Here is a 1,236-nt window from a genome sequence, read left to right on the forward strand (position 1 = left end):
GGAACAGAAAAAATAGCTGCTGTAGAAAAATATCTCCGTGGAGAAGGTTCCCTTAGACGTTTAGCTTCTATGCTAGATGTTACCTTTGCATCCATCAACCAATGGCGGCAAACATATCTATCACTAGGCCCTGATGGTCTTCTAAATACATCTAAGAATAGCGTCTATACTGCCGAATTTAAGACTTCAGCTGTAAGAGATTACTTAGCTGGCAATGGATCACTATTGGATATATGTAGAAAGTATGGTATTAAATCTAAAACCCAGTTGAATAACTGGGTTTTAAAGTATAATGGTCATGAGAAGTTGAAAACTTCCGGTACAGGAGGGTTAATTATCATGACAAAAGGCCGTACAACTACATACAATGAACGAATTAATATCGTCAAATACTGCATAGAGCACCAAAGCAATTATGCTCAAACAGCAAACGAATTTCAGGTTTCCTACCAGCAAGTTTACTCTTGGACAACCAAATATTTAAAAAATGGTGTGGACGCACTTCAGGACAGACGTGGCAAAAAGAAGTCTGAGAATCAGATGTCTGAGGTAGAAAAACTCAGGGCACAGAACAAGCTGCTAGAAGCTGAAAACAGAAGAAAGCAGATTGAGATAGACTTCCTAAAAAAGTTGGACGAGATAGAAAGGCGGCGATTTTAAATCCGGTTCAGAATGAAACAATATATCTCGCTATACAAAATCTTAATAACGAGAAATCCTATTCAATACGTGAACTTTGTAAAGTCGGTGGCATCCAACGTTCTTCATATTATAAGTGGCTAAATAGAAAAGAAAGCGATAATGAGAGTTTCAACAAAACTTTATTATCAATCATCAAAGATGCTTATGAAGAAAAGAACGGAATCCTTGGATATCGCCAAATGACAATCAAAATAAACCGAGAACATGATTTTCATGTGAATCACAAGCGAATCTACCGACTGATGCAGATCTTACACTTGAAATCCGTATGTCGTAGAAAAAGAAAGAATTACATCCATTCCACACCTGAAATTACTGCAGAAAACATCTTAAATAGACAGTTTGAGAGCAATCAATTCGGCACCAAATGGCTTACAGATGTAACAGAAATGAAGTATGGTATTCAAAATAAAGCTTATCTTAGTGCTATTCTAGACTTGGCAGACAAAAGCATTGTTTCCTTTGTACTTGGACATTCCAATAACAACGAACTTGTCTTTAAAACATTTGATATAGCGCACCAGGTGTATCCGG

At 36.9% G+C, this 1,236-nt stretch carries 2 protein-coding genes; both read left to right on the forward strand.

From position 1 onward, the window contains the following. A partial coding sequence (locus BHU72_RS09285) for a helix-turn-helix domain-containing protein (protein ID WP_141709292.1) occupies positions 1 to 660 on the forward strand: 660 nt, incomplete at its 5' end. A gap of 203 nt (positions 661 to 863) precedes the next feature. Next, positions 864 to 1,236: IS3 family transposase (locus BHU72_RS16170; protein ID WP_245671885.1), on the forward strand; the 373-nt coding region annotated here is incomplete at its 3' end.

The organism is Desulfuribacillus stibiiarsenatis (assembly GCF_001742305.1).
GTDB lineage: Bacteria > Bacillota > Bacilli > Desulfuribacillales > Desulfuribacillaceae > Desulfuribacillus_A > Desulfuribacillus_A stibiiarsenatis.